This is a genomic window from Leisingera sp. NJS204, assembly GCF_004123675.1.
Taxonomy (GTDB): Bacteria; Pseudomonadota; Alphaproteobacteria; order Rhodobacterales; family Rhodobacteraceae; genus Leisingera.
Genome location: NZ_CP035417.1, coordinates 2,809,912 through 2,836,352 on the forward strand (window position 1 = coordinate 2,809,912; position 26,441 = coordinate 2,836,352).

General features: G+C 63.9%; 29 protein-coding genes and 2 tRNA genes. 13 read left to right on the plus strand and 18 right to left on the minus strand.

Features of this window, described 5'->3' with window-relative positions:
* The first annotated feature begins 111 nt into the window (after positions 1 to 111).
* Positions 112 to 414: an antibiotic biosynthesis monooxygenase family protein gene (locus tag ETW24_RS13825; RefSeq protein ID WP_129371592.1), complete on the plus strand. Its 303-nt coding sequence runs from the start codon at positions 112 to 114 to the stop codon at positions 412 to 414.
* Positions 415 to 428: 14 nt separating this feature from the next.
* Here the strand turns inward: ETW24_RS13825 and ETW24_RS13830 are convergent, their stop codons facing one another.
* Both ETW24_RS13830 and ETW24_RS13835 read right to left on the minus strand, forming a co-directional pair.
* Positions 429 to 908 (minus strand): GNAT family N-acetyltransferase, encoded by a 480-nt coding sequence (locus ETW24_RS13830; protein WP_129371593.1) that lies wholly within the window; start codon positions 906 to 908, stop codon positions 429 to 431.
* On the minus strand, positions 905 to 1,492 hold the full coding sequence (locus ETW24_RS13835) for a TetR/AcrR family transcriptional regulator (RefSeq protein WP_129371594.1): 588 nt from the start codon (positions 1,490 to 1,492) through the stop codon (positions 905 to 907). Before ETW24_RS13835 ends, ETW24_RS13830 begins: the two co-directional genes overlap by 4 nt.
* A 177-nt stretch (positions 1,493 to 1,669) precedes the next feature.
* Between ETW24_RS13835 and ETW24_RS13840 the strand changes: the two genes are divergently transcribed.
* The 6 genes from ETW24_RS13840 to ETW24_RS13865 all read left to right on the plus strand — a co-directional run bounded on the left by ETW24_RS13840 (position 1,670) and on the right by ETW24_RS13865 (position 6,744).
* Positions 1,670 to 1,924, plus strand: coding sequence for a hypothetical protein (locus tag ETW24_RS13840; protein WP_129371595.1), 255 nt, complete (start codon positions 1,670 to 1,672; stop codon positions 1,922 to 1,924).
* Positions 1,925 to 2,040: 116 nt separating this feature from the next.
* Positions 2,041 to 3,327: a homoserine dehydrogenase gene (locus ETW24_RS13845; RefSeq protein ID WP_129371596.1), complete on the plus strand. Its 1,287-nt coding sequence runs from the start codon at positions 2,041 to 2,043 to the stop codon at positions 3,325 to 3,327.
* Between the two features lie 156 nt (positions 3,328 to 3,483).
* On the plus strand, positions 3,484 to 4,470 hold the full coding sequence (gene glpX / locus ETW24_RS13850) for a class II fructose-bisphosphatase (RefSeq protein WP_129371597.1): 987 nt from the start codon (positions 3,484 to 3,486) through the stop codon (positions 4,468 to 4,470).
* A 109-nt stretch (positions 4,471 to 4,579) separates the two neighbouring features.
* Complete coding sequence (gene recJ / locus ETW24_RS13855) at positions 4,580 to 6,319, plus strand: single-stranded-DNA-specific exonuclease RecJ (protein ID WP_129371598.1); 1,740 nt, start codon at positions 4,580 to 4,582, stop codon at positions 6,317 to 6,319.
* 104 nt (positions 6,320 to 6,423) lie between these two features.
* Positions 6,424 to 6,498: transfer RNA gene (locus tag ETW24_RS13860), tRNA-Glu, on the plus strand.
* A 171-nt stretch (positions 6,499 to 6,669) separates the two neighbouring features.
* Positions 6,670 to 6,744 (plus strand) — tRNA-Glu (locus ETW24_RS13865).
* 447 nt (positions 6,745 to 7,191) lie between these two features.
* Here ETW24_RS13865 and ETW24_RS13870 read toward each other — a convergent pair.
* The 5 genes from ETW24_RS13870 to ETW24_RS13890 all read right to left on the minus strand — a co-directional run bounded on the left by ETW24_RS13870 (position 7,192) and on the right by ETW24_RS13890 (position 12,094).
* The gene (locus ETW24_RS13870) at positions 7,192 to 8,241 is read right to left on the minus strand and encodes a GGDEF domain-containing protein (RefSeq protein WP_129371599.1); all 1,050 of its coding nucleotides are present in this window, start codon (positions 8,239 to 8,241) and stop codon (positions 7,192 to 7,194) included.
* Positions 8,238 to 8,825, minus strand: coding sequence for a heme NO-binding domain-containing protein (locus ETW24_RS13875; protein WP_129371600.1), 588 nt, complete (start codon positions 8,823 to 8,825; stop codon positions 8,238 to 8,240). The genes ETW24_RS13870 and ETW24_RS13875 overlap by 4 nt, the downstream gene beginning before the upstream one ends.
* Positions 8,826 to 9,268: 443 nt before the next feature.
* Positions 9,269 to 10,828 carry a trimethylamine methyltransferase family protein gene (locus ETW24_RS13880; protein WP_129371601.1) on the minus strand — a complete coding sequence of 520 codons (1,560 nt, stop codon included), beginning with the start codon at positions 10,826 to 10,828 and terminating at the stop codon, positions 9,269 to 9,271.
* Between the two features lie 234 nt (positions 10,829 to 11,062).
* Entirely contained in the window at positions 11,063 to 11,752 is a 690-nt protein-coding gene (locus ETW24_RS13885) for an HAD family hydrolase (RefSeq protein ID WP_129371602.1), read from the minus strand.
* Positions 11,753 to 11,809: 57 nt separating this feature from the next.
* Positions 11,810 to 12,094 carry a DUF3572 domain-containing protein gene (locus ETW24_RS13890; RefSeq protein WP_129371603.1) on the minus strand — a complete coding sequence of 95 codons (285 nt, stop codon included), beginning with the start codon at positions 12,092 to 12,094 and terminating at the stop codon, positions 11,810 to 11,812.
* Between the two features lie 116 nt (positions 12,095 to 12,210).
* On the opposite strand from ETW24_RS13890, the gene ETW24_RS13895 reads away from it, so the two are divergent.
* The gene (locus ETW24_RS13895) at positions 12,211 to 13,605 is read left to right on the plus strand and encodes a diguanylate cyclase domain-containing protein (RefSeq protein ID WP_129371604.1); all 1,395 of its coding nucleotides are present in this window, start codon (positions 12,211 to 12,213) and stop codon (positions 13,603 to 13,605) included.
* A 117-nt stretch (positions 13,606 to 13,722) separates the two neighbouring features.
* Here the strand turns inward: ETW24_RS13895 and ETW24_RS13900 are convergent, their stop codons facing one another.
* From ETW24_RS13900 to ETW24_RS13915, 4 genes are all read right to left on the minus strand, one after another.
* Positions 13,723 to 14,226, minus strand: coding sequence for a periplasmic heavy metal sensor (locus ETW24_RS13900; RefSeq protein ID WP_129371605.1), 504 nt, complete (start codon positions 14,224 to 14,226; stop codon positions 13,723 to 13,725).
* Positions 14,223 to 14,597, minus strand: coding sequence for a hypothetical protein (locus tag ETW24_RS13905; protein WP_129371606.1), 375 nt, complete (start codon positions 14,595 to 14,597; stop codon positions 14,223 to 14,225). The genes ETW24_RS13900 and ETW24_RS13905 overlap by 4 nt, the downstream gene beginning before the upstream one ends.
* Positions 14,590 to 15,171: an RNA polymerase sigma factor gene (locus tag ETW24_RS13910; RefSeq protein WP_129371607.1), complete on the minus strand. Its 582-nt coding sequence runs from the start codon at positions 15,169 to 15,171 to the stop codon at positions 14,590 to 14,592. Before ETW24_RS13910 ends, ETW24_RS13905 begins: the two co-directional genes overlap by 8 nt.
* A 67-nt stretch (positions 15,172 to 15,238) precedes the next feature.
* On the minus strand, positions 15,239 to 15,715 hold the full coding sequence (locus ETW24_RS13915) for an EF-hand domain-containing protein (protein ID WP_129371608.1): 477 nt from the start codon (positions 15,713 to 15,715) through the stop codon (positions 15,239 to 15,241).
* A gap of 200 nt (positions 15,716 to 15,915) precedes the next feature.
* On the opposite strand from ETW24_RS13915, the gene ETW24_RS13920 reads away from it, so the two are divergent.
* Complete coding sequence (locus tag ETW24_RS13920) at positions 15,916 to 16,350, plus strand: DUF983 domain-containing protein (RefSeq protein ID WP_129371609.1); 435 nt, start codon at positions 15,916 to 15,918, stop codon at positions 16,348 to 16,350.
* 4 nt (positions 16,351 to 16,354) lie between these two features.
* Positions 16,355 to 17,086, plus strand: a complete 732-nt coding sequence (locus ETW24_RS13925) for an NUDIX hydrolase (RefSeq protein ID WP_129371610.1) — start codon at positions 16,355 to 16,357, stop codon at positions 17,084 to 17,086.
* 34 nt (positions 17,087 to 17,120) lie between these two features.
* Here ETW24_RS13925 and ETW24_RS13930 read toward each other — a convergent pair whose 3' ends face one another.
* The 3 genes from ETW24_RS13930 to ETW24_RS13940 are packed head-to-tail and all read right to left on the minus strand — an operon-like array spanning position 17,121 to position 19,155.
* A complete protein-coding gene (locus ETW24_RS13930) occupies positions 17,121 to 18,023 on the minus strand; it encodes a DMT family transporter (RefSeq protein WP_129371611.1) in 903 nt (300 codons plus the stop codon).
* 18 nt (positions 18,024 to 18,041) lie between these two features.
* Positions 18,042 to 18,956 (minus strand): fatty acid desaturase, encoded by a 915-nt coding sequence (locus tag ETW24_RS13935; protein WP_129371612.1) that lies wholly within the window; start codon positions 18,954 to 18,956, stop codon positions 18,042 to 18,044.
* Positions 18,949 to 19,155, minus strand: a complete 207-nt coding sequence (locus ETW24_RS13940) for a DUF2061 domain-containing protein (protein ID WP_129371613.1) — start codon at positions 19,153 to 19,155, stop codon at positions 18,949 to 18,951. The genes ETW24_RS13935 and ETW24_RS13940 overlap by 8 nt, the downstream gene beginning before the upstream one ends.
* A 114-nt stretch (positions 19,156 to 19,269) precedes the next feature.
* Between ETW24_RS13940 and ETW24_RS13945 the strand changes: the two genes are divergently transcribed.
* Positions 19,270 to 20,133 (plus strand): helix-turn-helix domain-containing protein, encoded by an 864-nt coding sequence (locus ETW24_RS13945; RefSeq protein WP_129371614.1) that lies wholly within the window; start codon positions 19,270 to 19,272, stop codon positions 20,131 to 20,133.
* A 117-nt stretch (positions 20,134 to 20,250) separates the two neighbouring features.
* Here ETW24_RS13945 and ETW24_RS13950 read toward each other — a convergent pair whose 3' ends face one another.
* The 3 genes from ETW24_RS13950 to ETW24_RS13960 all read right to left on the minus strand — a co-directional run bounded on the left by ETW24_RS13950 (position 20,251) and on the right by ETW24_RS13960 (position 23,518).
* Entirely contained in the window at positions 20,251 to 21,024 is a 774-nt protein-coding gene (locus ETW24_RS13950) for an SDR family oxidoreductase (RefSeq protein ID WP_129371615.1), read from the minus strand.
* Positions 21,021 to 22,493: a carnitine 3-dehydrogenase gene (locus ETW24_RS13955; protein WP_129371616.1), complete on the minus strand. Its 1,473-nt coding sequence runs from the start codon at positions 22,491 to 22,493 to the stop codon at positions 21,021 to 21,023. Before ETW24_RS13955 ends, ETW24_RS13950 begins: the two co-directional genes overlap by 4 nt.
* A 107-nt stretch (positions 22,494 to 22,600) precedes the next feature.
* Complete coding sequence (locus ETW24_RS13960) at positions 22,601 to 23,518, minus strand: 3-keto-5-aminohexanoate cleavage protein (RefSeq protein ID WP_129371617.1); 918 nt, start codon at positions 23,516 to 23,518, stop codon at positions 22,601 to 22,603.
* 133 nt (positions 23,519 to 23,651) lie between these two features.
* Here ETW24_RS13960 and ETW24_RS13965 point away from each other — a divergent pair, with 133 nt between their 5' ends.
* The gene (locus tag ETW24_RS13965) at positions 23,652 to 24,635 is read left to right on the plus strand and encodes a GlxA family transcriptional regulator (RefSeq protein WP_129371618.1); all 984 of its coding nucleotides are present in this window, start codon (positions 23,652 to 23,654) and stop codon (positions 24,633 to 24,635) included.
* A gap of 238 nt (positions 24,636 to 24,873) precedes the next feature.
* On the opposite strand, the gene ETW24_RS13970 is transcribed toward ETW24_RS13965, so the two are convergent.
* Positions 24,874 to 25,917 carry an aldo/keto reductase gene (locus tag ETW24_RS13970; protein ID WP_129371619.1) on the minus strand — a complete coding sequence of 348 codons (1,044 nt, stop codon included), beginning with the start codon at positions 25,915 to 25,917 and terminating at the stop codon, positions 24,874 to 24,876.
* Positions 25,918 to 26,039: 122 nt separating this feature from the next.
* Between ETW24_RS13970 and ETW24_RS13975 the strand changes: the two genes are divergently transcribed.
* Positions 26,040 to 26,441, plus strand: coding sequence for a rhodanese-like domain-containing protein (locus tag ETW24_RS13975; protein WP_129371620.1), 402 nt, complete (start codon positions 26,040 to 26,042; stop codon positions 26,439 to 26,441).

Consider the following 26,441-nt stretch of genomic DNA (forward strand, 5'->3'; position numbering starts at 1 on the left):
CTGCCCGCTATTCCCTGTGCGCGGCGCAGGCCCGCGCACAGGGAAAACCGCGTCCGCCAAAACGGACGCGGTATGCTATACTCCCTGCGCCAATAAGCGTTGGGGGGAGTGATGATTATCCGGGTGTTCCGTGCCACCGTCCGCGAGGACAGGATCGAGGACTTCAAGGCCTTTCTGACCGGCAGCGCCATTCCGCATGTGCGCCGCCAGCCGGGGCTGGTCTCGGTCACCGCCGGGCTGCCGCGGCCGGACTCGCCTGCCACCTTCTGCGTCGTCATGGTCTGGGAGAGCATCGAGGCGCTGCAGGCCTTTGCAGGCGAGAACTGGGAGCAACCGCATGTGCTGCCGGAGGAAGACCCGATGGTGCTAAGCCGCCAGATCGACCATTACGATATGATCGGGCTGTTGAGCTGACAGACCTGCCGCAGTCAGCCGCCGGCACGCCAGCTGTAAACAGTTTCGGTGCCCGACGGCCCGGGTGTGAAACCGGCTTTTTCCAGCACCCTGGCCGAGGCCGCGTTCTGCTGCATGACCCCGCCGCTGATCGTCACGCCGCTGCCGCGGAAATGAGCCTGCAAGCCCCCAAGCAGCTCGCTGGCCAGCCCTTGGCCCCAGGCAGCTTCGGCAAACAGATAGCCAAGGTTCCGGATGGCTGCGCCTTTGTCAGGAAAAGAAAGAATAACCAGCCCGATACCCTGCCCCGCAGTTTCGCGCAGGGCAATCACCTCGGCTTGCTGCGAGACCGCCTCCAGAAACGCCCGGCGGGCGCCATCGTCTTCTGGGGTCTGAAACCCCGAGGGCAGCCATTGCACCACTTTCGGCGCAAAGAGCTCCGCCATTTCGGCATCAGTCAGATTCCGCCATGGCACCGCCCGCAGACGGCTGGTTTGCAGATCCAGCAAGCTCATGCGCTGACCGCTTTTTGCACCATGTCCCAATAGACCTTCTCTACCTCATCCAGCGTCAGGCGCCCCTCGGAACGGTACCATGTGTTGACCCCGTTCAGCATCGCAATCACCGCCAGTGTGGCGATTTTGGTATCGGGAATACGGAACACACGCTGCTCCACCCCCTCTTTCAGGATCGCCTCCACGCCGTTCTCATAATCCCGGCGCAGCGATTCGAGGGCGGAGAAATTTTCCTCCGTCAGGTTGCGCAGCTCCATATAGGCGATGAACACCGCATCCGGGCGCTCCAGGTGAAAGCGGATGTGAAAGCCGGTAAAGGCCCGCAGCCGCTCTGCCGCGCCCGCGGCCCGCGGCACCGCGTCCCACGCCGCCTGCAGCTCCACCATATGTCCCTGCATCAGGTTGAACAGCAGGCTTTGCTTGTCCGGTGTGTAGTTATACAGCGCACCGGCCTGCACCCCCACCTCCTTGGCGATCTGACGCATTGAGACGGCGGCATAGCCATGCTGCGCAAACAGCCGCAATGCGGCCTCGCGGATTTTGGGTCCGGTGATATCGGAATGTGAGCCTTGGGTACGTGCCATACCCGGACCGTAACTGAACACGCGTTCAGAAAAAAGAGAGAGAATGCCCGAAAGATGTCCTGTTCCTGAACCCGGCGGCCCGGCCAAGCCAATCCCGGCACATACAGGCGGGAAAGCAATTGTACGGCGGCCCCGGACACCTTAGAACCTCCAGGATAAAACACAGGATTTCGTACAATGCAGGTTTGGGTCCGGATTACATGTCTTCTGGTTTTGGCAACCGCGGCCGCTTGCACCCGCGTGCCCGAGCTGGAGGACCGGCTGACCCCGGATCTGCGCGGCGCGGGATACCCGGAACTGCTGCCGCTGGATGACGCGCTGGAACCGCTCGACCCGCCGCAGCAGGCCGGCGCAGACCTGCAGGATGAGCTTGACGCCCGAAGCGCCCGGCTGAAACGCCGCGCCGAGGCGGTGAAAAACGCCGGATCTTAGGCCTTTCCCGGCTTTCCCTTCCGCATGTGCTGCAGGCAGGCGGCAGCAGCGTTGCACGCCCGCGCCGAACCCGCTAAGGCGGGGCCTGAGCATTTCGGAACAAAGGACCTCCAGCTATGACAGAACCGCTTCGTCTTGGGATTGCAGGTTTGGGCACGGTTGGCATCGGCGTGGTGAAAATCATCCGCCGCCATGCTGCGCTGCTGGAGGCACGGACCGGACGCCCCGTTGTGATCACTGCGGTGTCTGCCCGCGACGCCAATAAGGACCGTGGTGTATCGCTTAAGGATTACGCTTGGGAAACCGACCCGGTGGCGCTGGCCGTGCGCGACGACGTGGATGTGTTTGTCGAGCTGATGGGCGGCCATGAAGGCGCCGCCAAAGCCGCAACCGAGGCCGCACTTGCCGCGGGCAAAGATGTGGTCACCGCCAACAAGGCGCTGCTGGCGATCCATGGCCAAGCGCTGGCCGAACAGGCCGAGACCGCAGGCCGGGTGATCCGGTTCGAGGCTGCAGTGGCCGGCGGCATCCCGGTGATCAAATCGCTGACCGAAGGTCTGGCCGGCAATGAGATTACCCGCGTCATGGGCGTGATGAACGGCACCTGCAACTTTATCCTTACCCAGATGCAGGCCACCGGCCAGGGCTACAATGCCCTGTTTGAGGAATGCGGCCGTCTCGGCTATCTGGAGGCCGATCCGAACCTGGACGTGGGCGGCATCGACGCAGGCCACAAGCTGGCGCTGCTGTCCTCGATCGCATTCGGCACCAAGCCCGCCTTTGACGACGTGCAGCTGGAAGGCATCCAGCGCATCCAGCTGGAAGACATCCACGCCGCCGCCGACATGGGCTACCGCATCAAACTGCTGGGTGTGGCGCAACGCACCGCCCGCGGTCTGGAACAGCGCATGTCGCCCTGCCTGGTGCCTGCGAATTCCCCGCTCGGCCAGCTGGAAGGCGGCACCAATATGGTGGTGATCGAGGGTGATTCCATCGAACAAGTGGTGCTGCGCGGCCCCGGTGCCGGCGAAGGTCCGACGGCCAGCGCGGTGATGGGCGATGTCCTGGACCTGGCCCGCGGCCTGCGGATTGCAACCTTCGGCCAGCCCGCCGAAACGCTGCAGGAAGTGCCCGCCGCCCAGACCGGCCTGCCCGCACCGTTCTATCTGCGCATGGGGTTGCTGGACAAACCCGGCGCGCTGGCCAAAGTTGCCGCAGTGCTGGGCGATGCCGGTGTTTCCATCGACCGGATGCGCCAGTACGGCCATTCTGAACCAACCGCACCGGTGCTGATTGTCACCCACAAATGCACCCGCGCTGCACTGGATGCGGCACTGGACGGCCTCACCGCCACCGATGTGGTCGACGGCACCCCGGTTGCGCTGCGCATTGAAGAGGTTTGAGCCTCGCGATAGGACGGAAATCAGCGGTTTTGGTCCCTGCGGCTGGATTTTCCTGCCGCAGTGAACGCTATCGCCCCTTGCGAGCCTGCCCTGCCCCGCGCTATTCGGCTTTAAACGCCCAATTCACATCTGACCCGTTGAGACAGGATTTCCGGTATGACATCGAACACTTCTGACGCGCCTTTTCATGACCGCATGCTGTCGCTGGGCCTCGCCCGCGTTGCCGAGCAGGCCGCGCTGGCCTCTGCCTCGCTGATCGGCCGCGGCGACGAGAAGGCTGCCGACCAGGCGGCTGTGAACGCCATGCGCGAGCAGCTGAACCTGCTGGACATCGCCGGCGTCGTGGTGATCGGCGAAGGTGAACGCGACGAGGCGCCGATGCTGTACATCGGCGAAGAAGTCGGCTCCGGCAACGGTCCCGGCGTCGACATCGCGCTGGACCCTCTGGAAGGCACCACGCTGACCGCCAAAGACATGCCGAACGCGCTGACGGTGATTGCCATGGGCCCGCGCGGCTCGATGCTGCACGCGCCGGACACCTATATGGACAAACTGGCAATCGGCCCGGGCTATGAAGACGGCGTTGTGTCTCTGGATATGTCCCCGCGCGAACGGGTTGAGGCGCTGGCCGCGGCCAAGGGCTGCGCGCCCTCCGACATCACCGTCTGCATTCTGGAACGCCCGCGCCATGAAGCGATGATCGCCGAGGTGCGCGAAACCGGCGCTTCGATCCGCCTGATCACCGACGGCGATGTGGCCGGCGTCATGCATTGCGCCGAATCTGAGATTACCGGTATCGACATGTATATGGGCCAGGGCGGCGCGCCTGAGGGCGTGCTGGCAGCCGCAGCATTGAAATGCATGGGCGGCCAGATTTTCGGCCGCCTCCTGTTCCGCAATGACGACGAAAAGGGCCGCGCCGCCAAGGCGGGCATCACCGACCTGGACCGCGTCTATACCCGCGACGAGATGGTCACCCAGGACGTGATCTTTGCCGCCACCGGCGTCACCGGCGGCTCGCTGCTGCCCAGCATCAAGCGCACACCGGGCTGGGTTGAGACCACCACCCTCTTGATGCGCTCAAAAACCGGTTCGGTGCGGCGCATGTCCTACCGCACGCCCCTGGCGCCGCATCAGGGCTAAGCGTTGCGCTTGGTAGCGGCTTGCGCCGCTGCCTCCGGCGGGAGTATTTGAAGAAAGATGAAAGGGCCGGGTCCGTTTGGGTCCGGCCTTTGCATATGGGGGGAAACGCATGAGCTTTTTGGGTGTTGAGCAGTCCTTGACCGGACGGCGCTGGATCGGCCCCGGTGTGGAGATGGACCGCGCCTCCGAGATGATGACGCAGCAGACCGGCCTGCCCCGGTCTGTCTGCCAGGTGCTGGCCCGGCGCGGGGTTCCCGCGATGGAGGCCAAGGGGTTTTTGGAACCCCGGCTGAAGGAGCTGCTGCCCGATCCGCGTGAAATGAAGGACATGGAAGCGGCAGCTTCCCGGTTTCTGAACGCGGTGCGGCGCAAGGAGCGGATTGCGGTTTTTGCCGATTATGACGTCGATGGCGGCAGCTCGGCCGCGCTGCTGCTGGTCTGGCTGCGGCAGATGGGGCTGCAGGCCACGCTCTATATCCCCGACCGCATTGACGAGGGCTATGGCCCCAATGTGCCCGCCATGCAGGCGCTGGCCGCCGCCCACGACCTGATCCTCTGCGTGGATTGCGGCACCCTTAGCCATGAGCCGATTGCTGCCGCCAAAGGCGCGGATGTGATCGTGCTGGACCACCACCTGGGCGGTGAGACGCTGCCGGACTGCGTGGCAGTGGTGAATCCCAACCGCCAGGACGAAAGCGGCGACCTTGGATATTTCTGCGCCGCAGGTGTGGTGTTTCTGATGCTGGTTGAGGCCGGGCGGCAGCTGCGCCAAGCAGGCGCCAAGGGGCCGGATCTGATGGCCATGCTGGATCTGGTGGCATTGGCCACCGTGGCAGATGTGGCGCCGCTGATCGGCGCCAACCGGGCGCTGGTGCGCCAGGGGCTGAAGGTCATGGGCGCGCGCAAACGCCCCGGCCTGGTGGCCCTGTCCGATGTCAGCCGCATGGATTCGGCGCCCTCGACCTATCACCTCGGTTTTCTGCTGGGACCGCGGGTCAATGCCGGCGGGCGGATCGGCAAGGCCGATCTTGGCGCACGGTTATTGTCAACGGACAACCCGCATGAGGCTGCTGCCCTGGCCGAACGGCTGGATGAGCTGAACACCGAACGCCGTGACATTGAAAACGCCGTGCGTGCCGCCGCCCTGGAACAAGCGGAAGACCGCGGGCTGGAGGCTCCGCTGGTCTGGGCCGCTGGCGAAGGCTGGCATCCCGGCGTGGTCGGCATCGTCGCCTCGCGCCTGAAAGAAGCCGCCAACCGCCCCGCCGTTGTGATCGGTTTTGATGGCGAGGAAGGCAAGGGATCCGGCCGGTCCGTGTCCGGCGTCGACCTGGGCGCCTCGATCCAGCGGCTTGCAGCCGAGGGGCTGCTGGTCAAAGGCGGCGGCCACAAGATGGCGGCAGGCCTGACTGTCATGCGGGACAAGCTGGAGCCGGCGATGGCACGGCTGTCGGAGCTGTTGGAAAGACAAGGCGCCGGACAGGGCGGCCCGGCCGGTCTGAAGCTGGACGGCGCCCTGATGCCCGGTGCCGCGACGGTAGACCTGATCGAACAGATCGAACAGGCAGGCCCCTTTGGCGCCGGCGCCCATGCCCCGCGCTATGCGCTGCCGGATCTGCAGGTGCGCTTTGCCAAGAAGGTGGGGGAAAGCCATCTGAAGATTTCCCTCAGCGACGGTATGGGCGGCGGATTGGACGGGATCTGCTTTGGCGCCTTTGACACCGCGCTTGGTCCCCGCCTGCTGGAACACGGCGGCGCCCGCTTCCACTTTGCCGGACGGCTGGAGGTGAACAGTTGGGGCGGTCGCCAAAGCCCTCAGCTGCGCCTGGAAGATGCCGCCGAAGCCTGATTTTTCAAAGACTTACCCTCTGCGGGCAAGAAACTTCACTAAGGCCCGCTTTTTCCCTTGCGGGATCCGGCTGTTGCGACTAAATACCCGCTCACACATAGAGTGGCCCGTTCGTCTATCGGTTAGGACGCCAGGTTTTCAACCTGGAAAGAGGGGTTCGATTCCCCTACGGGCTGCCACTTTCCCCACATATGAATGACGCCTTCCCCAAGCCGCTAGAGCATGGCTTTTTCCTGTTCTTTCATCCACTTAGAAACTGAACACGGGCGGTGGAAAAACTTTGCACCTTCGGCAAAAAACCTCTTGCGCCCGGTCATGGCAATCAGTAAACACCGCCTCACAGACAGCGTGGCCCGTTCGTCTATCGGTTAGGACGCCAGGTTTTCAACCTGGAAAGAGGGGTTCGATTCCCCTACGGGCTGCCACTTCTCCTGACATGTATACCTAAGCTGAACACGTACAGCAGCCAGCCGGTTGGTGCAGAAGTGCCTGACTGCTTTATAGTTCAAGAAACTGTCCTAGCCCAATAAGACACTGTGTGCATGACACTGCGGCGGATCACGCCATGCGGTCTTGCCTCCCTGGCCTCCCTGGCTCATTCGGGGCACTTTCGGTGCCTGCGTCTGACCTAGTACCGGGTGTTCTCAATACTGGAAACCAGCACAGCCCGAAACCTTCCATAAGGAGAATGGCATGCCGCATTCAGCGCAAGGCTTGCCATCGCACACCCCGATGGCGCGCAAAACGCGGCCGCCAATTGCACCCCGGCGGCTGAGATTCAGGAAAATCGCTCTCCTCCCAGGCCCTGGAATCAAGGAGCGGGGCAGACAGCCGCTGCACTGCCTGCTCGCAATCTCATAAACCGGTAACCTTCAGGCTGCCGGGCCCCGTGCCGCTGCTTGCGGCTGAGCAGCCTCGCTGATGCCGCATGCGTCTTCTTTTTCCATGCCTTCGCGGTAAAAAAAGTGCTGCGCCCGTCCGGCGCGCTTGGCGGCATACAGCGCCATATCCGCCTGATTCAGCAGTTGATGAGCATCCGGAACTTTTTGCCAAGTGGACAGCGTTGTGCCGGCACTGGCCGAGATCCGGCACGTCAAGGCGCCAAACGGAACCGGCTCTTCCAGCCGCTGGATCAGCCGTTTGGCAATAGCAGCCAGCCTGGCCGTGTCCAGAACACCTTCGAGAATCATGACAAATTCATCGCCGCCGACACGAGCAACGGTATCGGACTGACGGGTGCATTCCACCATGATCCGCGCCGCCTGCTGCAGCACCGCATCCCCAGCCGCGTGGCCCATCGTGTCATTGACCTGCTTGAAATAGTCCAGGTCCAAATGCATCAGCGCAAATTCGCGGCCGCCATTGATCAGCCGGCCCAGCACATGATCCATCGCCCGGCGGTTCTTCAACCCTGTCAGCGTGTCGGTAAAGGCTTGTTCCTCGGCTGCGATCTTGGCCCCTTGCAACCGCGTGTTCAACTGGCGCGACGCCTCCATCGCGGCCGATTTTGCCTCCACCAGATATAACATCTCGATGGTCAGATCCGTTGGCGAAAAATCAGCGCTGGTCAGATCGTAATCGCGCACCGCCTCCAGCACGGAGATCCCGAAGGACAGATTGATGAAAGCGCCCTGACCGCCGGGCAGCGGCGTGCAAACGCCTTTCAGGCCGGTTTGCGGCCCGTCCCGGAACTGCAGATGCAGCTTGCTCCCCGAGGTCCTCACCAGATCCTCTATCGACCGCACCGAACGCGGCCGCGACAGGTCGAACACCCGGAAGAACCGCCGCCCTTCCCAGGTCAGCTGCGGGCGCAGTTTTTTCAGCGTCGGCCCGGCAGAGGTGATCCGCCCCTTGGCATCGGCAATCACGTACATCGGGCAGACCACGCCTGCCATCTGTGTCAGCTGCTCGAGAGTCATCATAAGGAATGCGCCCCCAGATCAAATTCACGCCCGGCGGCGAACTCGGTTTCGATAAGGGTGATCGCAATCACCTCTGCCCCGTCCTGACTGCCGCTGTGATCCAGAAAAACAAGATCACCGTAATCATCGGCCATCGCCCGCAGAACCCCCATCAGAACATAGGCATAGCCTGGCAGTCCAGGCTGGCAGACCAGCTCGAACTGTTCCGGTGCCTGTTCCAGAAGCTCCAGCCCCGGCAGGTGCAAATCCGACACTGCCAGCCGGGCCCGGTCCGGCAAGTCGTCCAGCGAATGCAAAAACTCGACGTAATTCACGCCGCCGAAACGCAGCAGCCGCCGCAATGCCTCCACTTGCGGATTGGACACTAGAAACGTGCCCATATCCTCCAGCATTTCCGGCAGCGGGCGCGCCAGAACCTTTTCCATCGCCGTCAGCATCTGGCTCGATTGCTCTTCAGAATAGAACAGCATCGCCTCGAACTCGGTAAACCCAAGCCCTGCCTCTTCCATAACCTCTTCCCAGCGGTCGGCCCCGTAGGTACTGGTCACAAAAGCCTGAATCGCCCTATTGATCAGACCGTGCATACAATGGCCCCTCTTTGCCTTTGCCACAGTCTTGACGCCTGCAGGTTAAGAAAGAACCAACAAAGCGAGCTTGTGTGATAAGCCGCGCGCGTTTCTTCTGACATTATCAACTCTTGCACGAACCCTACACCCCCGGCAGCAGAGACCGGCCCAATACGCAGCGCGGCCATAGTCCGGCAGCCGGCCCTGCGGCCAGCCGCATCTGATACCAACTTCAAATTTGCACGCACCTGCACTGCCGCATTGGACCGTTCAGGCGCTTTTCCCTACTGGACCGGCTGGCGCCAGGAGGCAAGCCTGCTGCTGTGCATGCGCGCCGAACCGGCGGCTTCCAACCTGCCGCCGGCACGCTGTGTTCGAAACCTGCAGCCCGTGCATAAACGCGCACAAAAAAAAGCGGAGGGGCTGCCTCCGCTTTTCCTGCTGGTGATAGGCCCGGTGGCTCAGAAATCTGTCGGTGCGCCGCCCTCGGCCTTGCGGCGGGCGACGAAATCCGCAAGTTCGTCACGGACCGCTGCATCCATCGGCGGCTCCTCGAAATCGGCGATGATCTCCTTGAACAGCCTGTGGGCGCGCTCAGCAGTCCAGGTCGCACCTGCCGCCTCCCAGGCCTCGTAGTTGCGCCAGTCGCTCAGGAACGGCTGATAGAAGGCCTCGGAATAGCGGTCCTGGGTGTGCTGAATGCCGAAGAAATGGCCGTCATTGCCGACCTCCCTGATTGCATCCAGGGCAATCTCTTCCGGTCCGGTGGCCGAAATCTGCGGCTGCATATAGCGTTCGATCTGCTGCAGGATCTCGCAATCCATGATGAATTTCTCGGGGCTGGCAATCAGCCCGCCCTCCAGCCAGCCAGCCGCGTGATAGACCATATTGGTGCCCGACTGTACCGCCGCCCACAGCGAATTCGAGGTCTCCCAGATCGCCTGCCCGTCCGGCACATTGGCGGCGCAAACGCCTGAAGACCGCATCGGCAAGCCATAAAACCGTGCCATCTGCCCGGTCATCTGGGTCGAGCGCATATATTCCGGAGTACCAAAGGCCGGCGCGCCGGATTTCATGTCCACATTCGACGTAAACGTGCCGATCACGCAAGGAGTGCCGGGGCGCACATATTGGAACAGCGCAATGGCACAAAGGCTCTCGGCAATCGACTGCGCCACCGCACCGGCCATGGTCACCGGCGCCATCGCGCCTGCCAGCGTGAACGGCGACACCACAATTGCCTGGCCGCGCCGCGCCAGCCGCAGACAGCCGTCGATCATCGGAAAGTCGTGCTTCAGCGGCGAGGTGGAATTGATGTTGGTGTACATATGCGGCTTGGCGTCGAACTCCTCATGGCTGAGCCCGCCGGCAATCCGCACCATCTCCATCACGTCTTCGACCCGCTCCTTGCCCAAAGAATAGGCGTGCATCGCTTTGTCGGTCAGGGTCAGCTTGTCGTAAAGCACATCCAGATGCCGGGTTGAGGCATGCAGGTCCACCGGCTCCACCGGATAGCCGCCGGCAAAGTGGATGCAGTTGAAATACTGGGTCAGTTTCAGCAGGTTACGGCATTGCTCGCGGTTGCCTGCCACCTTTTTGTTCAACTCCATGTCCCAGTAGTTCGGCGGCGAAGACACATTGCCGAACAGGATGTGGTTGCCGCCCAGCGGGATTGTCCGGTCCGGGTTGCGCGGCGTGATCGAGAATTCGCGCGGGGCCTTGCCCACCATTTCCATCACAAAGTCCCGGTCCATTTTGACCAGTTCGCCCTCGACCTTGACGCCGGCCTGCTTGAAGATCTCCAGCGCTTCCGGGTTCAGGAAAACCACGCCGATCTCTTCCAGGATACGCATGGCGCCCTCGTGGATCGCCATCACGCTTTCCTCGCTCAATGGCTCGGTCGGCCGGTCGATATTGACCGGGATCTGCCAGGGCATTTGCTCCAGCGCAGCACTGCCGCGCCGGGCCGCTGCGCCTGCCCTGCCTCCGCCCCGCCTCTTGCGCGTGCCTGTGTCTGCCATGCCGGTCTCCCTGGATCCGAATTTCAAAAATGCCGATAGCCACCCACTGTGCCAATCCCGCCCGCCGAAAACAGTCCAAACCCGACTATCGCTGTCGTTTTTGCCGTGCGATCCGGCGGTTCAGGATATTTCTGTACACTTGTGCCCAGTATGCCGCAGCAAAAACCGGCGTACAAGACTGCACGCTGGCAAAAACGGGCGCCCCCGTTTCAAAACGCGGGAATCAATGGAGGATCAGCGGTCCATCCAGGCCGGGATATGGCCGATATCGGGCAGAACGATATCGGCGTGCGGCGCCAGCTCATCGCGCAGGGCCATGCCGGTCAGCACGCCGATCCGCTGCATTCCCGCCGCCGCGCCTGCTTCCAGATCATGGCGGCTGTCGCCGACCATGGCCGTCCGGCCGGGAGAGACGCCCGCAGCCTTGCAAAAGGCCAAAAGCGGATCCGGCGCCGGCTTGGCCCCATGGCCGCTGTCGCATCCTGCGACAAAGGCAAAACGGTCCAGCACGCCTGCCCGCTGCAGCTGGCTCTTGGCAGAGCTCTCGGCGTCATTGGTCATCACCCCCAGCACCTTGCCGCGCGCCAGCAGGCTGTCGAGAAATGCTGCCAGCGGCACTGCCGGCGTCAGCTCTGCCCCGGCAGCACTTTCCGCCAGGAAATCCGTCAGCTCCGCCAGATCCATATGCGCAACGTAAGGCGCAAGGGCTTCTGCCACTTCATCGTTGGAACAGGCAATCACCAGGCTGTCCGGATTGAATGCCGCACGCTCCAGGTCGTAACTGATCGCCTTGGCCATTGCCTGTTTGGCGCCCCGATCGCCCTTGGACAGGGTTTCCAGCAGGTCTGCAGCCCAGCCGTCCCAAGTCGCTGCAAAGTCAAACAAGGTCCCGTCTTTATCAAACAGAAGAGCATCAACAGGCATGGCGGGTCCTTTTTCCGCTGGATTCGGACCGGACCCTAGGCACAGGGCCGGTCAATCTCAAGTCCAGTTCACCTGCTCACCGCCCGGAAGCGACATCCGCGCCTGCATCGGCGCCTCATAGGCCAGGCCCTCGGAATCGCAGAACTGCATCACCCAATTGTCGTCCATCGTTAAGAAATCGAGCACCGACCCCAGAAACGCCGGCTCGGACGCCTGTGCGCGCAGATCCGCCTCGCTGGCGCCGGTTGCGCCCAGAAACACCGGTAAAAGCTCGTCATTCCCGGCCAGCCAGGCCAAAGCTTTCAGCGCCAGCGTCTCTGCTCCATCGGCGGAATTCCGCATGTTCTCCACACTCCTGCCGCATTGCGGCCAATTTAGTAAAAATCCGAAAGGGTTTCTTAACCAGTCTCAGCAAAAACTGTAAGGCATAGGATTTGCAAGAGGCGAAAGGACACCGCGTGCAAGGCACCATCCTGGTCATCGACGGCGTCTCCACCAACCGCATCATGCTGAAGGTGCAGCTGGCGGCTGCCTATTACGATGTGGTCCAGGCCGGCAGCATCGCTGAAGTGCTGCAGGCCGCCCGCCGCCACCGCCCCGATCTGGTGCTTTGCGCGATGTCGCTGCCCGATGGAAGCGCTGCGGATGTGAAACGCGAGTTAGCCGGGGATGAAACACTGGGCGATCTGCCGGTGATCGCAGTCTCCGACTGGGAAGGCTCTAAGGCCCGGCTGGCCGCACTGGCCGCCGGCATCGACGATGTGCTGCAGCAGCCGGTCGATGACGTGATCCTGCAGGCCCGTATCCGCAGCCTGCTGCGCGCCCGCAGCAGCACCGAGGAGCTGAACCTGCAGCGCGACGCATCGAACGGCTTCATCCTGCCGCTCAGCGACCGCACCTGCGCCGAGGATCTGCGCAGTGCTTCCGTTGCCCTGGTGGCGCAGGATCCCCGCAACGCAATGGCCTGGCGCGACCGGCTCGCCACCCGCCTGCCCTATGACCTGCGCACCCATTCCATCAGCGACATCCAAGGGTTGATGCAGGCGCCGGTTGCCGATGCCATCATCATCGAACTGACCGAGGCTTCGGCCGGCCCCGGCCTGCGCCTGCTGGCTGACCTGCGCGCCCGCGCCGCCACCCGCAAATCGGTGGTGATTGCCGTGCCCAACCCGGCTGACCCGCATATCGCCGCCGAGGCCCTGGACCGCGGCGCCCATGACGTGCTGCAGTCCGGCTTTGATGCCGAGGAGCTGCAGCTGCGCCTTACTGCCCAGTTGCAGCAAAAAGCCCGCAAGGACCGGCTGCGCGACAGTGTCCGAAACGGATTGCGGGCAGCCGTGCTGGACCCGATGACAGGCCTTTACAACCGCCGCTATGCCAAACCTTTCCTGGACCGGGTAGCCCATTCCGCCGCTGCGAATGGCGAAAAATTTGCCGTCATGCTGGCCGATCTCGATCACTTCAAGCGGATCAACGATCTTTATGGCCACCCGGCCGGGGACGCCGTGCTGATCGAGGCCGCCCGCCGGATGCAGGCGGTGCTGCGCCCGGCAGACCTGCTGGCCCGCGTCGGCGGCGAGGAGTTCATGGCGGTGCTGCCCGGCGCCACCGAGGCCGAGGCAGGCCTGGCCGCCATTGCCCTGTGCAATGCCATCAACAGCACCCCGTTCCAGGTGCCCGGCGCCGGCGATCCGGTCAGGATCACCATCAGCATCGGCGCCGTCATGGGCGGCGGCGGCAATGAAGACAGCACCGCCGCACTGGTCGAAAAAGCCGATCAGGCGCTCTACAACGCCAAGGATGCGGGCCGCAATCAGGTGACCTTGTCGCCAGAGTGCATCCAGGCCGCTTAAGGCCCTTGGACGGTGTAACTATGCCGGCCTGAAAAAGGCAGCCCAAACGGGCTGCCTTCTGTGTATAAGACACACAGGGGGGGAAGGGGGAAACGGCTGCGCTGCACGCCTGCGGGCTTAATCGCGTCCCTTCCGCCGCTCATGCCAGCGCCCGCCGCGCCGCTGCATCCGCTCTTCCATGCGATCGGCAAAGGCAACCCGCTCCTGCGCGGTCATCGCTTCAAGCTTGCGCACCCAGGCCTCCTGCACTTTGGTATGGAACACATGGCGCGCGTCTGACTGGGTCCGCAGCACCGCCAGCAATGCAGCAGCATCAAAATCCGCGCTGCGCAGCGCGCCGATCACCGCCGCGCCTTCAGCATGGCGGCGCTTGAAATAGCTGCCATGCCCGCCGCCCGCCTCCGCCCGCAAGGCCTTGCGGGTGTCGCGGTCCAGTTCGCGAAAGATCATCGCCCCGACCGTTGGCGGCCGTTGCCAGTGCCGGTCCTTGCCGCTGTACCGCCAGGCCGCCCCCGCCGCGATGCCGATCACTGCCAGGTTCAGCGCCAGCGACGCCGCCAGCAGCAGTTTCAGCCATAGCTTCATTCCGGGTTGGCCCCCGGTGTTCGATGCAGTGCTCATTGCAGATCCCCGCTCAACATCACCGCCATGTCATAGCTGTCATCGGGCAGCGCGGTGCGGCTGTCCTCATACCCCGCCAGCGCCACGGGGTCGGGCACAAAGGAGGGCGGCGCAATGCCGATCCACAACCCCGCCGCGCTGGCCGCCGCCAGCCCGCCCAGCGCGGGCCAGCCGCCCAGCGCCTCGATCAGCTGCCGCCACAGCGGCTGCCGGGGCGCCTGCACCGGCGCCGCAGCCTGAAAGCCCGCTTGCACCCGCTCCGCATCAGCCAGGATGGCCGCATTCAGACGGTCCGCTGGCACCGGCGGCTGACTGCGTGCGGCGGCAAACAGATTGTCCAGCTCTTGCAGTGTTTTATCCGTGTCAGCCATCATTATACCCCAATTCTTCGCGCCGCCCGGCCAAAGCCGCGGCCAGCGCCCGCTTGCCCCGGGCGGTCAGACTTTCGACCGCCTCGACGCTGATGTCCATGATCCCGGCGATCTCCGGGTTGGACAGTTCCTCCAGATGCCGCAGCACCACTGCCTGACGCTGCCGCTCGGGCAGTTGCATCAGCGCCGTCTGCAACGCATCCTGCCGCGCCCCCTCCTGCAGCGCCTCGGCAGCGGAACGCGCCGGGTCCGGCGGCTCGGGCACCGCATCCAGATCCACATAGCCGCCACGGGCGCGCCGTTTGCGGTCAATGCACAGGTTCATCGCCACCCGGTACAGCCAGGTGGAGACCTGCGCCTCTCCCGGCCGCCACTCCGGCGCCATCTTCCATAAGCGAAGCATCGCCTCCTGGGCCACGTCCTCGGCCTCGGCGCGGATCCCCATCACCCGCATCGCCACGCCAAAGACCCGCGGCCCCAGCCGTGCCGTCAGCTCTGCCGCTGCCCGCCCGTCGCCATTGGCAAACAGCACCAAAAGCGCATCGTCAGAGACCTCCTCTGCCGTGGCGCTCATGGCTGCCGGGCCCGCATCAGGGGCCCGGCGCCGGGAAATTTCCGTTTTGTGCAGCACGTCTCAGCGATCAGTTCTGCTCCGTTTCGTCCCCATTCCCCTGGCCATGACGGTGCTTGCCGCCGTGGCGCATCCGGGCCTCGTCGAATTCCTGCTTCGAGATCCCGCCGCTGCCGTCCGCATCCATCCGGTCAAACATCCTGCCCGCCCGGCGCGGCCCTGGCAGTTCGTCTTTACTCAACGCGCCATCGCCGTCCGTGTCAAAGCGTTCAAGCATCCGGGCGGCGCGTTCACTGGCCCGTTCCTGCGCCCGCGCCTGCATTTCCTCAAGCGTCAGCTTGCCGTCGCCGTCAGCATCCGCCTTGCTGAAACGGGCTTCTTTCATGGCCTGGATCTCTGCCTTGGTGACCTCGCCATTGCCGTCTGTGTCGATTTCCTCAAAGGACATCTTCGGCCCGTGGTGGCCATAGCCCTTGGCCAGGGCCGCGCCGCCCGCGGCCACACCTGCGGCGGCAACAATCACGGCGATGAAGTTGACGTGTTTCATGTCGTCTTTCCTTTGTTCTGCGGCAGCCTCTTGCTGCCCGATGCATAGGAAAAACGCAGCTGCCCGGCAGATCCGTCGCGGAAATCCCAAATAATTCTTCCGTCCCGCACGTTGCGGCAAACCGGCGCAATGCCAGGGCTTTCCCCTTTCACCGCGGCGGTGAAGCGCGCAATGATATGCTCAGCACACAGGATATCTTCATGACCGAGTCGCAGGCCAAACCCCAGGCCGCAATAACCTCAGACGCAGAGAGTGAACGCCCGGCTATGCCCGCCCTGGCCAAGGGCTGGCGCTGCAAATGCCCCCAATGCGGCGAGGGCAAGCTGCTGCATTCCTATCTCAAGGTGAACAGCAGCTGCAGCAGCTGCGGGTTGGACTTGACCCATGCACGCGCCGATGACGGGCCTGCATATCTGACGATCCTGATCGTCGGCCACATCATGGCGCCTTTGATGCATGTGGTCTATTTCTCCTGGCGGCCCGAACCGCTGGTGATGTTCACGGTTTTCACGATAGGCTGCGTCGCCTCCTCTTTGTATCTGCTGCCGCGGATGAAGGGGATTGTCATTGCCTATCAATGGGCGCGGCGCATGCATGGGTTCGACAAGGGCAACCCGGCAGTAAAAGGGCAGTAAAACGATGAGCAAGACATTTCCCAGCGGTGAGACCACCACCGACAAGACCGCAATCCGCAATGCGGCAACCGTCATTGCCATGCGCGGCCGGATGTCCGATGACCCGCAGGTGCTGATGGGCCAGCGCGGCGCCAAGGCTGCCTTTATGCCGAATAAATTTGTCTTTCCCGGCGGTGCCGTCGATCTGGCAGATGCCGGGATCCCTCTGGCCTCGCCGCTCTCCCCCCTCTGCCAGGAACGCCTCGCAGATAAGGCGCCCGCTGGCGTGCATCACCCCCTCAGCGTCGCCGCGGTGCGCGAGCTGTGGGAGGAAACCGGCCTGATCCTGGGCGAACCAGGCGAGTGGCAGGGAGACGTTCCCGAAGACTGGCAGGAGTTTGCCGCCACCGGCCATCTGCCATCAGCCAAGGCGATGCAGTTCGTGTTCCGCGCCCTCACCCCGCCGGGCCGCCCGCGCCGGTTTGATGCGCGGTTCTTTCTGATTGATGCCGATCAGATCACCGGCGATCTGGATGACTTCTCCCGCGCCGCGGATGAGCTGTCGCATCTGCAATGGATCCCGCTCAGCCAGGTGCGCAGCTTTGATCTGCCCTTCATCACCGAGGTGGTGCTGGCCGAAGTCACCGCCCGCGTCCGCGACGCCGAGCCGCCGCAAAGCGTGCCCTATTTCCACAACAACGACGAAGCCAGCCTGTTCCTGCGTCTCAAAGGCTACCCGATGCCAGCCGACGGGTAATCTTTTCCGGCGCCCCTGCCGCTGGCGCCTCCGCTCACAGGGCCAGAACAAGCACCAGGATCGACACGATCAGCAGCGCCATGCCCGCCAGCTCGCGCCCCGTGACCTTCTCCTTGAAGAACAGCACCGAAGCCAAAAGCGACAGCAGCAGCTCCACCTGCCCCACCGCCTTCACATAGGCAGCGTTCTGCAGCGTGAATGCCCAGAACCAGCAGAACGAGCCGCCCATGCTGGTCAGCCCCACCCAGACCGCCACCCGGCGGGCGGCCCAGACCCGGGCAAGCTCGCCCCGGTCCCGCACCCCCAACCAGACAGTCATGAACAGCGTCTGCAAGCTGACCACCGCCGCCAAGGTCACTCCGGCGCGAAACACCGGTTCCAGATCACCCAGCTGCAAGGACGCCCCGCGGTAGCTGACGGCGGAAAAGGCAAACAGCACCCCTGATCCCAGTCCCAGCTGTGCGGCGCGGTTGGTCAGATGGCGCCACCAGGCGCCCGTTGCATCCGGCGCCCGGGACAGAACCAGCACTGCCGCCAGCCCGATCAGGATTGCCGCCCAGCCGCCAAGGCTGACCGGATCGCCCAGCACTGCCAGCCCGACAATGGCGGTCTGGATGACTTCGGTTTTCTTGAAGGTGATGCCCACCGCAAAATTGCGCTGCTTGAACAGGGCAACCACACAGACGGTCGCCAGGATCTGCGAGGTGCCGCCAATGGCGGCAAACATCCAGAACGCGGGCGGCAGAACTGGCAAGGACCGGCCCGAGACGGCCAGATACACCGCCAGCCCCGCCAGGATGAATGGCGCGGAATAGACAAACCGGGCGAAGGTGGCTCCGCCCGGCGACAGTGTCACGCTGCTCAGGACCTTCTGCAGCATGAACCGCACGGTCTGAAAGGAGGCAGCGGCGATGGAAACGGGGATCCAGGCTAACATGCTCCCGCTTATGCGCGCTTATTCCCCCTGCTGCCAGAGCGGATGCGGCACCGGGTCCTTGGCCCGCAGCAGATAGTTGCGGAAAACCTGCAGGTAGTTGCGGTAGACATAGCCGTCATTCGCGGCTAGGAACTCCGCCCGGCGGGTGCGGTAAAGGCGCGGCAGCGCATGCCAGGGAACGCCGGGGTGCATGTGATGCACCACATGCAGATTGTTGTTCAGGAACAGAAAGGCCAGCGGCCCCTTGTCCTCGATCACCACAGTGCGGCCTTGGGCGGTGTCATGCGCCCGGTGCTCCAAATAGGTGCGGATCTTGAGGATGGCGAGACCCAGATAGGCCCCCAGCACCGCCGCCCACAGCGGCGCCGGCGATTGCAGCACCACCCAGATCACCGGCACCAGCCCCAGGACATGCAGGATCCAATCGCGGGCAATCCCCGGAACGCCCCTGCGCGCCTGCCGCCAGTCGCCCGCCATGAAGCAAATCTGCCCCATCAGCGGCCCCAGCACCACCCGGCCCAAAAGCGTGTTGTTGATCCGCAGCAGCACCTTGCGCCAGCCGGGCAGCCGGGCCCAGACCGCCGGATCCTGAAAATTGCTTTCCGGATCATCATAGGGGTCGGTCAGCGCCTCGTCCTCGTGATGCGCCAGATGGGTGTCGCGAAAGCGGCCGTAAGGGATCGCCAGGCTCAGCGGGAAGAACATCAAGGCCTCGTTCAGCCAGCGGCTGCGGAACGGGTGCCCGTGCAGCGCCTCATGGGTCAGCGAGGAATGCAGCGCCGCCATCAGGCCAACTGCGGCAACCGTCAGGGCCGGACTGACCGAAGGCAGCAGCCACAACGCCGCCAGCCAGCCGCCGTGGCAGGCCAGGATCAGCGCCAGTGTGCTCCACTCAACGCCGCGCGGCATGTAGTCCCGGCATCCTTCAGACATGGCTGCGCCCCCATTGGATCTTCGACCAGGCGCGCTCGTAGATCAGATAAACAGTGAAGCCAATGGCCGTATTGACCAGCGCCATCATGCCGCCCGCCTTGACCGACCCGGTCGCGATCAGCCCCACCAGTGTCATCATCACCAGCCCGAGGATGTTCCAAATCACCGCCTTCACAATTGAACGCCTGCGCGTTTCCATTCTGCCTCCTGCTGTTTTCCGATAAGTGCTTGTTTCCAAACTACCCCGGACCGCAGCTGTGCAAAATTCCGAATGCGGTTAACAAAATCCAGCAGATGTGATAATTTCAAACATATGATAGAAAATATCGACAAACGGGTGCGGGCCGCACAGTTCCGGCAAAGACTGAACCGGGCGCTGCGCGACAGCGGCCTCAGCCAAAGCGCCTTGGCCCGCGCCGTTGGCGTCGACCGCTCCACGATTTCGCAGCTTTTGACGGACGAGGGCGCGCGCCTGCCCAACGCCCATGTGGTCGGCGCCTGTGCAGGCGCCCTAGGGGTCTCTGCCGACTGGCTGCTCAGCCTCTCCGACCGGCCCGAAAGCGCGGCGGAACTGCTGGCCTCCAGCCTGTCGCTGACCGAAGCGCCGCGCGCCCTGGTGGATGAGCGGATCTTTGAGTGGCATCAGGAGGCGCTTGGCTACAAGATCCGCCACGTGCCCGCCGCCCTGCCCGACATGCTGAAAACCCGGGCGCTGCTGGAATGGGAATACTCCCCCCATCTGGGCCGCACCGCCGATCAGGCCATCGGCGCCTCCGAGGACCGCCTCACCTGGATGCGCCAGTCGCCCTCGGACTATGAAATCGCCATGCCGCTTTATGAGCTCGACAGCTTTGCCCATGGCGTAGGATACTACGAAGGCCTGCCGCTGGCGATCCGGCTGGAACAGCTGCAGCAGTTCGAGCGCCTTTGCGAGCAGCTCTACCCCCGCCTGCGCATCTACCTGTTTGATGCCAAGCGGCTTTATTCGGCACCGGTTACGCTCTTCGGCCCGCTTCTATGCGTGTTCTATGCCGGCACGCATTACCTGGCCTTTCGCGACAAAGAGCGGATCGCGACCTTCACCAGTCATTTCGACAATCTGGTGCGCGAGGCGGACATTACGGCACGGCAATTGCCGGGGCGGCTCCGGGCGCTGCGGGCGGCAATCAGCGGCTAGCAAGCGCTTCACAGGCGGTCCGTCCAACAGCCGGGCCGCGCCCCGCAGGGGCGCCCAGGCTCGAGATGCGCCAGCATCTTGAGCCACCGGCAGCCCGCGCCCCTCCAGGGGCGCGCCTCACACTTTCGGATCCGGGTTCTCGGTATGGCCGTCCACCGCGATCACCTGCCCCGACACCAGCCGCGCCGCATCGGACCCGAGAAACACCGCCATATTGGCAATGTCCCGCGCCTCGACAAACCGCCCCATCGAGGTACCCGCGGCATAACCCGCATAAACCTCATCCCGGGTCATGCCCTTGGCCGCCGCCTCGCGCTCCAGCACGCCCTCCATCCGAGGGCCTTCCACCGCGCCGGGGCAGATTACATTGGCGCGGATACCAAAAGGGCCAAGCTCCATCGCCAAGGTCTTCATCAGCCCGATCACCGCCCATTTCGCCGAAGCATACGGCGCCCGGTTGGGATAGCCGTACTGCCCGGCGGTCGAAGACGTCACGATGATCGACCCGGCCTTGGCGGCCTTCATCAAAGGCGCCGCATATTTCGCCGCCAGAAAACAGCCCTCCAGGTTGACGCTGACGCATTTGCGCCAATCCTCCAGCGCGATATCCTCAATCAGCGCGGTCGGTCCGGCAACACCTGCATTGGCGCACAGCACATCCAGCCCGCCCCACTCCCCGGCGATCTCCGCAAACAGCGCCTTGACCCCGGCCTCGTCGGTGGCGTCCACAGCGGTGCTGCGCCAGCCCGCCGGAAGATCCGACAGGCTGACCGCACTCACATCCGTGACCCAGACCTGATGCCCGGCAGCAGCAAAGCCCTCGGCCATCGCGCGGCCGATGCCGGAGCCCCCGGCCGTGACCAGAACCCGGCTCACCCGGTCCGCACTCATCTCGGCGCTCCAATCGCGCGGCCCAGCCCCTCCGGCGCGGGCAAGACGGCATGCGCCTCAGCCAGTTTCACCAGATTGGCCTCGATATGTGCCGCAGGCGGGGCCGAGCGGCGGGTCGCAAGATCCACGTGCAGCAGCATATGCTCGCCCGTCGCCAGCAGCCGCTCGCCGGAATACATCTCATGCCACAGATGCATTTTCTTACCCGCGCCCATAATCACCCGCGTCCGCACCTGGATCGCATCACCCGCATGCACCTCGTCGATGTGGCGGATATGGGTTTCGGCGGTGAAATAGCTGCCGCCGTTGGCGATGTATTCAGCATCGCAACCGATGATCATCATCAGCCGGTCGGTGGATTGCGCAAAGGCATCCAGATAGCGGCTTTCGGTCATATGGCCGTTGTAGTCGGTCCAATCCAGCGGCACCACGCGGCTCTGGGTCAGAACCGGCTGGCTCAGGTCCTCCAGTTCCGCAACCGAGCGCACCAGCCCGGCCTCGCCCTCGCGGCCTCTGTCATGGGCGTTCTGCAACGCGCCTGCACCCCAGTCGTTGTTGCCCAGTGCGCGCATCATGCCGACCAGATTGTCGTCGCGGATCTGCTCCATCTTGCGGATCGGCAGATGGCCGGATTGCACATCCGACTGGCCTGCGATCAGATCCACCAGCTCGTCATTGAACTCCGGCACGTCCATCAGCTTGGTCCAGGGCCACGACAGGCAAGGGCCGAACTGCGCCATGAAATGCTTCATGCCGGCCTCACCACCCGCAACGCGGTAGGTGTCAAACAGCCCCATCTGCGCCCAGCGGATGCCAAAGCCGTAGCGGATCGCGTTGTCGATCTCCTCGGTGGTGGCGATGCCGTCCTTCACCAGCCACAGCGCCTCGCGCCAGACCGCCTCAAGGAAACGATCGGCCACATGCGCGTCGATCTCTTTCTTCAGATGCAGCGGGTACATGCCCAGGCCCGAGAGGATCTCCTTGGCCCGTTCAATAACACCTGCCGGATTGGCTGCCGTTGTGACCAGTTCCACCAGCGGCAGCAGGTAAACCGGGTTGAAGGGATGCGTCACCACGATCTGCCCCGGCGCCTCGCGCCCGTCCTGCAGCTGCGACGGTTTAAAGCCCGAAGTGGATGACCCGATCACCGCATCCGGCGCGCAACAAGCCTGCAACTGCGCATAGACCTTCTGCTTCAGATCCAGCCGCTCCGGCACGCTTTCCTGGATCCACTCCGCGCCGTCCACGGCTTCGGCAATGGTCTCATGGAACGTCAGGCTGCCCTCGGGCGGCAGCGCCACATTGCCCAGACCGGGCAAGGAGCGCCGCGCATTGTCCAGCACTTCGCTGATCTTGCGCTCCGCCTCCGGGTCCGGGTCAAAGACCCGCACATCCCAGCCGTTCAGAAGGAACCGCGCGGCCCAGCCGCCGCCGATTACGCCGCCGCCAATGATTGCTGCTGTCTTCATCTGCTTCCCTTTGAGAACCGCCCGGCTCTTCTTCTGGCCCCAAATATCCTGGGGGCTTGGGGGGTAGCCCCCAATTCCTTCAATTCAACGAAACCGCTGGCCGCCGCTTACTGCGCCTCCGGCGCGCGCTTGGTCAGCCCCAGCTTTTCGCGCACCTCCGCCGGTCCCATCAGCTTACTGCCCATGTTCTCGATGATGGTGCCAGCCCGCTCCACCAGCTGCCAGTTCTCCGCCAGCTGACCTTTGCCGAGCCACAGATTGTCCTCCAGCCCGACCCGCACATTGCCGCCCGCCAGAACAGACGCCGCCACATAGGCCATCTGATCCCGGCCCAGCGAGAACGCCGACCAGTTCCAATCGCCGGGCACATTGTTGACCATCGCCATGAAAGTATTCAGATCATTCGGCGCGCCCCAAGGCACCCCCATGCACAGCTGCACCAGGGCGGGGCTGTCCAGAATACCTTCCTTCACCAGTTCCTTGGCAAACCACAGATGGCCGGTGTCAAAGGCCTCGATCTCGGGCTTCACCCCCAGATCAGTCATCATCTGCCCCATCGCCCTCAGCATCCCCGGCGTGTTGGTCATTACGTAATCGGCTTCGGCAAAATTCATCGTGCCGCAGTCCAGAGTGCAGATTTCCGGCAGGCATTCCGCCACATGCGCCATCCGTTCGGTTGCACCCACCATATCGGTGCCCGCCGGGTTCACCGGCAGCGGATTTTCAGTATCTCCAAACACCATGTCGCCGCCCATGCCCGCGGTCAGGTTCAGCACCATATCAATCTCAGCGTCGCGGATCCGGTCGGTGACTTCGCGGTACAGCGCCAGATCACGGCTCGGCGCGCCGGTCTCCGGATCGCGCACATGGCAATGCACCACGGCGGCGCCGGCCTTGGCCGCGGCAATGGCGCTGCCGGCGATCTGCGCAGGCGAGCGCGGCACATGCGGGCTGCGGTCCTGGGTGCCGCCAGAGCCGGTCACAGCACAGGTGATAAAGACGTCCCGGTTCATTTCCAGAGGCATTTTGCTTTTCCCTTCAATGTACAGGGTTTTGCCGCGGGTTATCCCCAGGCTCTTCCCCAGATTCTGATTTGCGCTAAGGGCGACCTTGCCGCAGCCTTTGGGCCTGAACTTTACACCAGGCGAATCGAAGTTGATGAAATCCGCAAAAAACATCCTGCAGCCCGAGCATCAGCCGCTGAAAACCGCGGTGCTGGTCTTGGATGAATGCAACACGCTGTCCTTTGCGGCTGCCGTTGACCCGATGCGCGCCGCCAACCGGCTGGCCGGGCGCGCGGCCTTCGACTGGGATTATGTCAGCGCCGCAAATGAGCCGCCGATGCTGACCAGCGGTCTCACCGTGCCCAGCTTTCCGCTGGCCCGGCTGCAGGGCTGCGAGCTTTTGATCGTCGTGGCCGGCTTTCAGCTGGCGCGCCACGCAACCCCCAGCCTGCTGGCAGGCCTGCGCCGCATCGCCGCCACCGGCGCCACCATCGCAGGCATCGACGGCGGCCCCTGGCTGTTGGCCGAAGCCGGGCTGCTGGACGGCCACCCTGCCACCAATCATTGGGAAGACCTGGAAAACTTCGCCAGCCGCTTCCCCGAGGTTGACGTCCGCAACGACCGTTTCACCGTCTCCGATGGCCGCCTGACCTCCGGCGGCGCCACCCCCGCGATTGAGATGATGCTGCATATCATCGGCGCCCGCCACGGTGCCGGCTTTGCCGCCCGCGTCGCCGGGCTGTTCCTATACGATGGCCCCGCCGCAGAACCGCGCCCGCAAAGCCGCCTGGGCGGCCACAAGCACAATGCGCTCACCGCCAAGGCCAACGCGCTGATGGAGGCCGCCCTGGACGAGCCGCTGCCGCTCAGCGCCCTGGCCGAGACCCTCGGCACCAGCCCGCGCAGCCTGCAGCAGCAGTTCCGGCTTAGGCTCAACACCACGCCGCAGGACCACTACCTGCAGCTGCGCCTGGCCGAAGCCCGCCGTCTGGTGACCGACACCGATCTGCCGCTGATGGAAGTGGCGATTGCCACCGGATTCACCTCGCAGTCAAGCTTCGCCCGCGCCTTCCGCACCGCCCACGGCACCTCTGCCCGCGACCTGCGCCAGGAACAGGCCCGGCCGACGGCGCATTGACCGGCAGCCGTGCCCCGCGGGTCAAGGGCCGCGCAGCGGCGGTGCGCCAGCACCGTTCACCCTTGACGCGCACCCCTTGAATACCCTGGCAAAGGCGCTTCAGGGCAAACCTGCACCTGAAGCGCTTCTCAGCCATCTTTCCGCGCTGCGCAGCAGCGCCCGGCCCAACCGGCCAAGGGCATTTCAATGCACGCAGGCCGGGCGGGAGAGCCTCCGCCCCTAGGCGCAGGACCTCAGCTCAAAACGGCATCGGATGCGCCCGGTGCGTGGCATTGATCTCGTCCAGCACGTCCTGGCTCAGCTCCAGTTCCACCGATTTCAACGCATGCTCCAGCTGCGGCAGATGCGTGGCACCAAAGATCGCCGAGGCCATGAACGGCCGTGTGCGGCACCACGCCAGCGCCATATGCACAGGATCCAACCCGTGCCGGTTGGCAATCTCCAGATAAGCCGCCACAGCGTCATAGACCCGCGGCGAATGCCGCCCGCCCAGGTCCGGATTGATCGACTTGCGCGAGCCGTCCGGCACCGCCCCGTCCTGATACTTGCCGGTCAGCAGCCCGGTGCCCAGCGGTGAAAACGCCATCAGCCCCACATCTTCATTCACACTCAGCTCTGCCAGATCAGTGTCATACATCCGGCAAACCAATGAGTATTCATTCTGGATCGAAGCCACCCGCGGCCCGCCGCGCGCTTCTGCGATGCGCAGCCATTGCGCGGTGCCCCAGGCGCTCTCGTTCGACAGGCCAAAGGCGCGGATGGTGCCGCGCTCCACCTCGCGCTGCAGCGCCTCCAGGCAATCCTCCATATGGACCAGCGTCGCTTCCCGGTTCTGGGAGGACGGATCATAGCTCCAGTTCTGCCGGAACATGTAACTGCCCCGGTTCGGCCAGTGGAATTGATAGAGGTCGATGTAATCGGTCTTGAGCCGCTTCAGCGACGCTTCAATTGTGGGCGCGATAGTCCTGGACGAAATCGGCGCCCCGTCCCGCACATGCTGCATCCCCGCGCCGGAATGCTTGGTGGCCAGGATGTACTCGCCCCGCCGCCCGGTCTGCGCATTCCAATTGCCGATGATCCGCTCGCTGTTGCCCAGGGTCTCCGCACTCACCGGGTTCACCGGATACATCTCGGCGGTATCGACAAAATTCACGCCGCCCTCCAGCGCCCGGCCGATCTGCGCATGGGCCTCGGCCTCCGGCGTCTGAGTGCCGAATGTCATCGTGCCCAGGCACAGTTCGGACACCATCATACCGGTGCGTCCCAATGGGTTCAGTTTCATGCCGCGCGCTCCCCTGTCCTGGATTTGCCTGCGACCCTAAGGCCCTGCCCGGGAAGTGCAAGCCGCTTGCACATAGGCGGCAAACCGGCCAGCCTCTGTGCAACCTAAGGAAAGGATACCCGATGCCGCAGACCATAACCAAGGGCGTCAAGGCGCTGCTGGCCGAGGCAAACAGCCTGGTGGAAACCATGGCTGTCGAGGAGGCCAAGCAGAAGGTTCTGGACGAGGATTACGTCTTCATCGACCTGCGCGACATCCGCGAGCTGCAGCGCAGCGGCATGATCCCCGGCGCGTTTTCCTGCCCGCGCGGCATGCTGGAATTCTGGATCGATCCCGACAGCCCCTATCACAAGCCGGTGTTCAACCAGGACAAAACCTATGTGTTCTACTGCGCCAGCGCCTGGCGCTCAGCCCTTAGCGCCAAAGCCGCGATTGAGATGGGCCTGAAACCGGTTGTGCATCTGGAGGGCGGCTTTACCGAATGGGCCAAACAGGGCGGCCCGGTTGTCCCCCGCGAGGGTTAA